Origin of the sequence: Shewanella sp. 11B5, assembly GCF_002836795.1 — a bacterium.
Taxonomy (GTDB): domain Bacteria; phylum Pseudomonadota; class Gammaproteobacteria; order Enterobacterales; family Shewanellaceae; genus Shewanella; species Shewanella frigidimarina.
Genome location: NZ_PJAP01000242.1, coordinates 1 through 9,367, shown reverse-complemented (window position 1 = coordinate 9,367; position 9,367 = coordinate 1). Strand labels below are relative to the sequence as shown.

Annotated in this window: 10 protein-coding genes; 1 reads left to right on the top strand and 9 read right to left on the bottom strand. The window is 40.9% G+C overall.

What is annotated here, in order from left to right:
- The 6 genes from lepB to rpoE all read right to left on the bottom strand — a co-directional run.
- On the bottom strand, positions 1-428 hold a 428-nt coding region (gene lepB, locus CXF78_RS02920; RefSeq protein ID WP_102035930.1), incomplete at its 3' end, for a signal peptidase I.
- A gap of 465 nt (positions 429-893) precedes the next feature.
- On the bottom strand, positions 894-2,684 hold the full coding sequence (gene lepA / locus CXF78_RS02910) for a translation elongation factor 4 (RefSeq protein WP_011638379.1): 1,791 nt from the start codon (positions 2,682-2,684) through the stop codon (positions 894-896).
- Between the two features lie 225 nt (positions 2,685-2,909).
- Positions 2,910-3,380: a SoxR reducing system RseC family protein gene (locus CXF78_RS02905; protein ID WP_180957035.1), complete on the bottom strand. Its 471-nt coding sequence runs from the start codon at positions 3,378-3,380 to the stop codon at positions 2,910-2,912.
- Positions 3,381-3,580: 200 nt separating this feature from the next.
- Positions 3,581-4,513 carry a MucB/RseB C-terminal domain-containing protein gene (locus CXF78_RS02900; RefSeq protein WP_102035928.1) on the bottom strand — a complete coding sequence of 311 codons (933 nt, stop codon included), beginning with the start codon at positions 4,511-4,513 and terminating at the stop codon, positions 3,581-3,583.
- Between the two features lie 40 nt (positions 4,514-4,553).
- Positions 4,554-5,171, bottom strand: a complete 618-nt coding sequence (locus tag CXF78_RS02895; RefSeq protein ID WP_011638382.1) for a sigma-E factor negative regulatory protein — start codon at positions 5,169-5,171, stop codon at positions 4,554-4,556.
- A 26-nt stretch (positions 5,172-5,197) separates the two neighbouring features.
- On the bottom strand, positions 5,198-5,776 hold the full coding sequence (rpoE, locus tag CXF78_RS02890; protein ID WP_011638383.1) for an RNA polymerase sigma factor RpoE: 579 nt from the start codon (positions 5,774-5,776) through the stop codon (positions 5,198-5,200).
- Positions 5,777-6,010: 234 nt separating this feature from the next.
- Between rpoE and nadB the strand changes: the two genes are divergently transcribed.
- Positions 6,011-7,627, top strand: a complete 1,617-nt coding sequence (nadB, locus tag CXF78_RS02885) for an L-aspartate oxidase (RefSeq protein WP_102035927.1) — start codon at positions 6,011-6,013, stop codon at positions 7,625-7,627.
- Positions 7,628-7,657: 30 nt separating this feature from the next.
- Here nadB and CXF78_RS02880 read toward each other — a convergent pair whose 3' ends face one another.
- From CXF78_RS02880 to nhaR, 3 genes are read right to left on the bottom strand one after another with little or no spacing between them, the layout of a single operon-like run.
- Complete coding sequence (locus CXF78_RS02880; RefSeq protein ID WP_102035926.1) at positions 7,658-8,134, bottom strand: protein YgfX; 477 nt, start codon at positions 8,132-8,134, stop codon at positions 7,658-7,660.
- Positions 8,115-8,363: an FAD assembly factor SdhE gene (locus CXF78_RS02875; RefSeq protein ID WP_102035925.1), complete on the bottom strand. Its 249-nt coding sequence runs from the start codon at positions 8,361-8,363 to the stop codon at positions 8,115-8,117. The genes CXF78_RS02880 and CXF78_RS02875 overlap by 20 nt, the downstream gene beginning before the upstream one ends.
- Before the next feature lie 29 nt (positions 8,364-8,392).
- Entirely contained in the window at positions 8,393-9,316 is a 924-nt protein-coding gene (nhaR, locus tag CXF78_RS02870) for a transcriptional activator NhaR (protein ID WP_102035931.1), read from the bottom strand.
- Positions 9,317-9,367 lie beyond the last annotated feature (51 nt).

Below are 9,367 nucleotides of genomic sequence, written 5' to 3'. Positions count from 1 at the left end.
TAGTCAATTTTTGGATTTTCAGGATATTTAAATACAAATACATCTCCGCGCTCAGGTTCACCGGTTTCAACCAGCTTGCTGCGCCATACAGGATCGCGTAATCCGTAACTGAATTTTTCAACTAATATGAAATCACCAACCAAGAGTGTCGGCATCATCGAACCTGATGGGATTTGAAATGGTTCATAAATAAACGAGCGTAAAATCATCACAAAGGCGATAACCGGAAAAATCGAATGTGCAGTTTCAACTAACACAGGCTCACGGATGATTTTATCTATCGCATCTGCACTTAACTGGGCTGAGTTAGCTTGTGCTGCTAATAAGCTTTCGCGGCGTTTAGGCGCAAAAAATACCACATCAATTAACCAAATAAGCCCACTGACTAAGGTTACGAGCACTAAAATGAGCGAAAAATAGGCTGCCATTACTGATTTATCTCCTGCTGGGTGTGTTGGATCCATATATCTTGAGCAAAGGCTCAGAATAACTCAATCCAGTATGGTGATTAACGAATAAACATTCACCCAGTTGAGTGTTACAAAATATATAGTAAAAGTAACGATAACGCCGCAATACGCGGCGTTTAGTGTCTGTTGATCTTTCAAGGTTGTTTTTGCTGCGAATTGTTGGTCATTTATACAAGGCAGAGGCTTTGTAGTGTAGTTATTCTACATAAAAAGCCGATAACGCAGTAAAAATGTCCAACAAACGCTGCCCGAAGGGTTCGGCTAAAAACGTTTTACTCTTTGTTGAGTGATTCTTTGTGAATCAAGTGGTGCTTAGATTACTAGGCAGCAATCCACTCGCCTCGATTAAAACGTTTTTATCTCGAACAAAATTTAACCAGCAAAGATCAACAGGCACTAGCACACTAAAACAATTAATTATAATTAATCGTTAAGTTTCAATACCGCTAAGAATGCCTCTTGTGGCACTTCAACGTTACCGACTTGCTTCATGCGTTTTTTACCTTCTTTCTGCTTGTTAAGTAGTTTCTTCTTACGTGAAACGTCACCACCATAACACTTAGCGGTTACATCTTTACGTAATGCTTTAATACTTGAACGAGCAATAATCTGACTACCAACAGCAGCCTGAATAGCAATATCAAACATTTGGCGAGGGATCAGTTCTTTCATCTTTTCAACCAATGCCAAACCACGATGACGAATATTACTGCGGTGAATAATCATCGCTAATGCATCAACTCTGTCGCCATTGATTAGGATGTCTAATCGCACCATATCTGCAGGATCAAAACGGATAAAGTTATACTCTAATGATGCATAACCCCGACTCGTTGACTTAAGACGGTCAAAGAAATCCATTACCACTTCAGCCATCGGCAAATGATAAGTCACGGCCACTTGGTTACCGTGATAAACCATATTGGTTTGCGAGCCACGCTTTTCAATACACAAGGTAATCACGTTACCTAAGTATTCTTTTGGCACTAATATATTGGCTTCAACAATCGGTTCACGAATTTCTTCGATATTATTTAGCGCTGGTAAGCCCGATGGGTTATCAACGTAAATCGTTTCACCATTGTTCATGATAACTTCGTACACCACTGTGGGTGCCGTCGTAATCAAATCCAAATTATATTCGCGCTCTAAACGCTCCTGAACAATCTCCATGTGGAGAAGGCCGAGATAACCTATACGGAAACCAAAACCTAACGCTGATGACGTTTCTGGTTCGAAGAACAGTGATGCATCATTCAAACTTAATTTATTTAACGCATCACGGAAGCTTTCATATTCATCGGTAGAAATCGGGAATACACCAGCATAAACCTGAGGCTTAACACGTTTAAAACCTGGTAGCGGTTTGTCTGCGCCATGTTTTGCATGAGTTAAGGTATCGCCTACTGGCGCACCGTGAATTTCTTTAATACCAGAAATAACATAACCCACTTCACCAGCACGAAGTTCTGTTTTATCTTTTTCTTTTGGTGTAAAAATACCAACGCGATCAGCGTTATAGTTCTGTCCAGTGGACATCACTTTAAATTTTTCACCTTTTTTAAGAATACCATTCTTAATACGTACTAACGACACAACACCAAGGTATGCATCAAACCACGAGTCAATAATTAACGCTTGTAAAGGCGCAGATTCATCACCCACTGGAGGAGGAATTTTCGCAATAATTTCCTCTAGTACTAAATCAACACCAACACCTGTCTTTGCTGAACAACGCACAGCATCCATGGCGTCAATGCCAACAATGTCTTCAATCTCTGCTGCAACACGGTCTGGTTCAGCCTGAGGTAGGTCAATTTTATTTAATACAGGAACTACGTCTAAATTCATTTCTAGTGCGGTATAGCAGTTTGCTAATGTCTGAGCTTCTACGCCTTGACCAGCATCAACTACTAATAGTGCACCTTCACATGCAGCCAAAGAACGTGATACTTCATAAGAGAAGTCAACGTGGCCGGGTGTATCAATGAAGTTGAGTAGATAAGTGTTACCATCTTTGGCATGGTAATCTAAGGTGACACTTTGGGCTTTAATCGTAATGCCACGCTCACGTTCTAGATCCATTGAATCTAAAACCTGTGCAGCCATTTCACGGTCAGTTAAGCCGCCACATACCTGAATCAGGCGATCGGATAAAGTTGATTTACCATGGTCGATATGGGCAATAATCGAGAAGTTTCTAATGTGTTTCATTATGCTGCAATGACTACTACTAAAATGATGAAAATTAAGGTGGCAAATTGTACCTGATTGGGGGGGTAATACCAATCAGATTAAACAATAGTATCCATTTTGGAGCGATTATTGACCATTACAGGAGGTTTTCGAGTGCATGAACACACATTTTGAGGTTCAAAGAGATGGTTCAACATGTTACACGGCATCATAATCCATCAGTATAAATGTGGAAAATACTCACTAATGACTCGCACTGATAATACCCACTTCTTGGCCTAAATAGGTAATGATAACGGGTGTGGCGTGAGCCTCAAGTTCAGTGGCAAAGTGTTTACCAATAAACCAAGCAACCAATGCGCCTAATGCACCAAAAGCCATAGCAAAACCATTCGTACTTAATCCTATTCCAGCGGCCAGCATATGCCCTATCATTGCAGATAAAAATAACCCTATTAACGGCAATAAATACACTAATGCCGCTGCTTTAATGATAACGCTTTCAGGTAAGCCGATTTTAAGCAAATCACCGCTATGGCAAGGTTTTTCACTCGGTAATGAAAACCGTTGTGTATGAACCGAAAAAGCTTTAGCTATCGTCGACGTGCCACAATTCTCACTGCTGGCACAATGGTTACATGCACTTTTTAATTCTACCTCAACGGTTACCCAGCCCTGTTGATAATCAACCACGCGGGCAATTTCTTCCATCATAGTGGATGTAGATGACTCGGACATGTGGCTCTTCATTTAATCAGCTCAAACCATAAAATTAGGAGGTAATTTTAGCACAATGCAACTCATTGGCTAAGCAAGTTTACCGCTAAGCTATATCATTTCTAATTTGCCACTAGAAACACGAAAGCCGTGACACAAAATATTGTTGTCACGGCTTTCGTGTTAATGAACACTGTTTATTTTAACACTAAACTATTGGCTATCTTGTCTAATGTTTCAGAAGGAACCTTACCAATAGCAACAACTTCAAGCGTACCTACCTTAACGACTACCATGGATAAACCATTACGAATAAGCAGTTCATTGGGCATTGGATTTTCTCCAGCTCGCGCGACATAAACAGAAATATTGGCTAATCCATCCGTTAACGCCACATATTCAACGGGCTCGTGAATGCCGATCAAACGGTGATGATCGCGAACAACCACATCAAATCCTTCTGGTAACCAAGTAAATTGCCAGTTTTTACCATCGGTGCGTTCCGCTTGGTTCATCACTGCAGGCCATTCTTGCTTTGCAGCTTCAATTAAAATGTTCGCAGGTTCGGTTAATTCAATCAGCTCAATTACCATGGTTTGTTCAAGTAATTGTTTTTCTTTATTGAGGGAGTCAAAACGTAATGGCAAATAAGTGTCCATATCAATCCACACTTGAGCGTCATAACGATTGTCATCATTGGCGAGTAAACGGATCATTTGACCTGGGCGTCCAGCAATACGTCCCCGACCGCCAATAACAAACTGATAGCCTTTTTCAAGCTGACTTAAATCTCCCGCTAAAGCAGCTGGCCAAATTCCCTGAATACGAGGAGCGACAACACTGTAAGCCGGTTGGTCATGTTCTATGAACGTAACTGTATTACCCACTCGCACTGCATTTTTAGGAGGGCCATTAAGGTATTCAAGTAATGCGACTTCTTTATTATCGACAATGCCATGAATGTAAACAAGCGGACGGATATGGTCGGCTTGTAGCTGAATAATAGAGGTTTTATATTGCTTATCGTGCATTGCTTGGCTCATATTCTTAAGCCAAGCTTTAGCAGATAAATCATCTTCAGCGTGTGTTGGAAAGGTTAACACTAACAGTGCTAGCAGGATAAGGCGCAAGCTAACTCCTAACATGGTAAGACAAGATTCTGCCGACGGATTATGGGTTTACCGCTGCATCTTGCACGCTATTATCATCAACAGCAACACCTGGATTTAAGCGTTGTTGTAACATGTGATCTTGGATATAAGCATTAATACGGCGACGCTGTTCTATAACTTGCTCATTAGAATAGCTTTGTTGATTTTGTACTGCACCAGTCTGATAGCTTACCGGAGACACACTGCCCACTAATGGACGAGTCATTAATACCGGTAACGGTGACTCAGCATCATTGGTTTGGTTGTAGTTTTGTACCCCAACAATAGCCACCATAGCAACTGTTGCAGCAATAGCATATTGGCCAAACTGTTTGAAAAATGGCACCACGTTTGAACCCACTGCAACTTGCTGTGGAGTGCTAACTTTCTCAGCTAACTCACTTTGTTTGGCTTGAGGCATAATAATTGTCGGTTCAAGCTCAATTGCTGCAGTGATGCTAGCGAAAAGGTCTAAGTCAATGGCTGCCGGCAGCTCGCCGCGCATTGCATCGCCTATCATGTGATAGCGTTGCCACTCATCATGTGAATCAACGTCGGCAGAAAGCTGCGCCAATGTTTTATCATCGGCTTCACCATCAACTGCTGCAGATACCCACTCTTGACTTGATTTAAGCATTATTCACCTATCTAAGGTTAAGACTGTTACTTTTCCAGCAAAGGCTGGAGCTGTTTGTCGATTGCTTCTCGAGCACGAAAGATACGCGATCTTACTGTGCCAACAGGGCAATCCATTATATTAGCAATATCTTCATAACTCATACCTTCTAGCTCTCTGAGTGATATTGCCATTTTTAATTCTTCAGGCAGAGTATCGAGCGTATCGAAGATCACTTTACTCATTTGATCTTTCATTAATAACCGCTCTGGTGATGCAAACTCTTTTAACGCATCACTGCCTTCATAATATTCTGCATCTTCTATATCGACATCGTTTGCAGGTGCTCTGCGCCCTTGCGATGTAAGATGGTTTTTTGCGGTGTTTACCGCAATACGATACAACCAAGTATAAAATGCACTTTCACCACGAAAATTTGCTAATGCTCTATACGCTTTAATAAAGGCTTCTTGTGTCACATCCGCAACATCCGCTTGATTGCGAACATATCTGGAAATCAAACTCATCACTTTATTTTGATACTTCAGCACTAACAGGTTAAATGCATTTTTATCGCCTTGCTGTACTCGTTCAACTAATTGTTGATCACTATATTGTCCACTCATCCGAGCCGACTACTCCTAAATCTGTAATGCTGATTTCTCAGTCGCTCGAATCCTGTTCATATAAGTAGACCTACTGATATGAAGAAAGTTCGATATTGAATTAAAAAAAATTAATTTATTTTACATATAAACAAAATATCTAAGCAAAATCACAATAAAATACGCTGTAAAAGTACCCTGTCTCGGTTATTTGATTTACTATGATCAAACCACAAAGCCACACCATGATACCTGATGAAACAAGCAGTTGAACACCAATCTGACATTTTGGTCATCGGCAGCGGTGCTGCAGGACTAACTTTAGCACTACATCTTGCTGAAAAATCAAAAGTAATTCTTCTTTCTAAAGGCCCATTATCAGAAGGGTCAACATTATATGCTCAAGGTGGAATCGCCTCTGTTTTTGATGAAGGCGACACAATTGAGTCCCACGTCAACGATACCTTAATCGCTGGCGCCGGATTATGCGATAAATCAGTTGTGACATACACCGCAGAAAATGCAAAAAGCGCAATGCAATGGTTAATTAATTGTGGTGTGGCATTTGATAAAGAAGAAACCTTAGCTGGAGTCGATAATAGTACAGCCCCTTATCACTTAACTCGTGAAGGTGGGCATAGCCATCGTCGTATTCTGCATTCTGCCGATGCAACTGGTAAAGCGGTGCAAACCACTTTGCAAGAACGTGCAATCGCTCACCCAAACATACAAGTACTTGAACGTTACAATGCGATTGATTTAATCACCACTCGTAAATTGCATCGACCGGGTAACCGTGTACTTGGTGCTTATGTGTGGAATCGCGATGAGGAACATGTAGAAACCGTAAGAGCCAAGTTTGTTGCACTAGCAACAGGTGGCAGCTCAAAAGTTTACCAATACACCTCTAATCCTGATATAGCCAGTGGCGACGGTATTGCAATGGCATGGCGTGCAGGTTGTCGTATTGCCAATATGGAATTTAATCAATTCCATCCAACGTGTTTATTTCACCCTAATGCCAGAAACTTCCTATTAACTGAAGCATTACGCGGTGAAGGTGCTTATTTACGTCGTCCAGATGGCAGCCGTTTTATGCCCGACTTCGACGAAAGAGCAGAACTCGCTCCTCGCGATATTGTTGCTCGCGCCATTGATTATGAAATGAAACGTTTGGGTGCCGATTGTGTCTATTTAGACATCAGCCATAAACCTGCTGATTTTATCATTAAACACTTTCCAACCATTTATCAGCGTTGTCTTGAGTTGGGCATTGATATCACCAAAGACCCTATTCCAGCCGTTCCAGCAGCGCACTACACATGTGGTGGTGTGATGACGGACCTTCATGGTCAAACCGATATTAATGGCTTATATGCTATTGGTGAAGTGGCTTACACAGGCTTACATGGCGCTAATAGACTCGCGAGCAATTCACTACTCGAGTGTTTAGTATTTGCCCGTGCAGCTTCACAAGATATCGAAGGTCTGTTGCATAAAATTCCGATGCCTTGCCCGATACCAGTATGGGATGAGAGTAAAGTCACTAACTCTGATGAAGAAGTCGTCATCGCCCATAATTGGCACGAACTACGACTCTTTATGTGGGATTATGTGGGCATTGTCAGAACAGATAAACGATTAGAGCGAGCACTTCGAAGATGCTTAATGCTTCAACAAGAGATTGAAGAATATTATTCAAACTTCCGTGTCAGCAATAATTTATTAGAGCTACGTAACTTGGTACAAGTTGCAGAATTGATTATTCGGTGTGCAATGGAACGTAAAGAAAGTCGAGGGCTTCATTATAATATTGATTATCCTGAACAAATTGATGATCCTAAACCAACCATTTTACAACCTAACCGTTAACTTCTGCTAATGTGACTCAGTTTCACACCATCAATGACTTAATAATAACAGACGACACAGATTTCGATATGCTGTGTCGTCTAACATATCACTCCACACCAACAATATTCTGTTATCACCCGTTTGAAGATGTTGTAAAAAAATAACGCACAGTAATGGACTAATAAACGCTCTTTTAGTGAGTATTATTTTATTGGAATTTCCATTGCCCCGCTGTACTAACGTCCCCGCCTTTTTGTCACCCAAAGTAAGTAAACAATGCCAGCGCGATACACTACGCCAACAGTAAGCAAAAATGACGATGACAATAATGAATAACAACATTTGTACGGAGTGATATATCAATGAAGGCAAATAAGGCCAAGCTAAAAAGCTCGTTAATACAACAGCAAATGATACGACTAAGGCAGCACGCTGCAAAAATGAAGCACTCAATGCAAATTGTTGCATATGAGTGCTAGTACTGACCAATAAATCAACAGGCGGGTTAAGGTGCGGCTCTGCCACGGACTTTGACTATCATATTGGCGAACAATGGATCTGGGCATTGTTCATGGCCCATAAACCAAGCAAATAACTCCGGATCTTCACACTCTAATAAACGAATAAAAGTGTTTTTATCATCATCAGTCATGGCTTCATATTGGGCTTCGACAAAGGGTTGAAACAATACATCTAATTCTAACATTCCGCGACGGCATGCCCAGCGTACACGAGCTATATTCATTAATTCCAACACAAATCTCCTGATGTCTATATCACAAGCTAGCTTATACGGTTTTCAAAATCTTGTACTTGTAGATCTCGTCCTGCAAATAAATCACTAAAATCCGTAGCCAGTAATGATTTTACCGCCGGATGCTGGATCATTCGCTCAGCGAACATCACATGATACTCTTCTTTAATATCGGTGGTTTCACCAAGTAATACCATACCTTGAGACAGTATATCATGACGATAAATAGACGGTGCGACAAAAATACCTCGATTAAAATAACCGAACGCCTTCATCATTTCTGCATCGTCAAACTCCCCCAAAATACTGACATTAAGATTTTTTTCAGCAAACCAACCATGTAATTGTTGTCCTAATGACGTCCGTTTACCCGGTATGAGTAATTTACGCTGCTCAAGACACGCGGGAAAAGGGACTGAAATCGTTTCAGCCGAAAAGAAACTCACCCCACATTCACCCAGTTTTTTGGATAAAATTTCAGGAAACTTCAATGAACCACCGGCGCAATCAGATAAGATCATATCAAGCTTATGTTCACGTAAACGCTCAATTAAACTTTCATGTGTTGATTCATAACACGCCAAGTGAACCGAACTATCATCAGGGATAACGGTTAACAATACTCTACTCACCAAGGCCTTAGATAAGGCATCGGCAATTCCCACTTCAAATAATAGTGAATTATCTTTCTGATAATTGAGTAAATCGAGCATTTCGTAACTCAAGCTAAACATTTTATCGGCATAACGAAATACTAATTCGCCCAACTCGGTTGCGACTAAGTTACGGCCGACACGCTTAAATAACGTGCCTTTTAATCGCTCTTCTAATGCGCGAATTTGCCCGGTTATGGTTTGCGGGGCCAAACACAATGCTTCAGCCGCTTTAGTTACTGAACCCTTTTTTTGTACCATCCAAAAATAATATAAATGGTTATAATTTAAATGCTGCATATCAATCACTAACCCAAGTAAAATCACTCATTCTACTATAGCAAATAAACC

Bases quoted from the DNA above. Each gene is read 5' to 3' on its own strand.
- lepA (WP_011638379.1), bottom strand. From the start codon at position 2,684: ATGAAACACATTAGAAACTTCTCGATTATTGCCCATATCGACCATGGT.
- CXF78_RS02905 (WP_180957035.1), bottom strand. From the start codon at position 3,380: ATGATGGAAGAAATTGCCCGCGTGGTTGATTATCAACAGGGCTGGGTA.
- CXF78_RS02895 (WP_011638382.1), bottom strand. From the start codon at position 5,171: ATGCTTAAATCAAGTCAAGAGTGGGTATCTGCAGCAGTTGATGGTGAA.
- rpoE (WP_011638383.1), bottom strand. From the start codon at position 5,776: ATGAGTGGACAATATAGTGATCAACAATTAGTTGAACGAGTACAGCAA.
- nadB (WP_102035927.1), top strand. From the start codon at position 6,011: ATGAAACAAGCAGTTGAACACCAATCTGACATTTTGGTCATCGGCAGC.
- nhaR (WP_102035931.1), bottom strand. From the start codon at position 9,316: ATGCAGCATTTAAATTATAACCATTTATATTATTTTTGGATGGTACAA.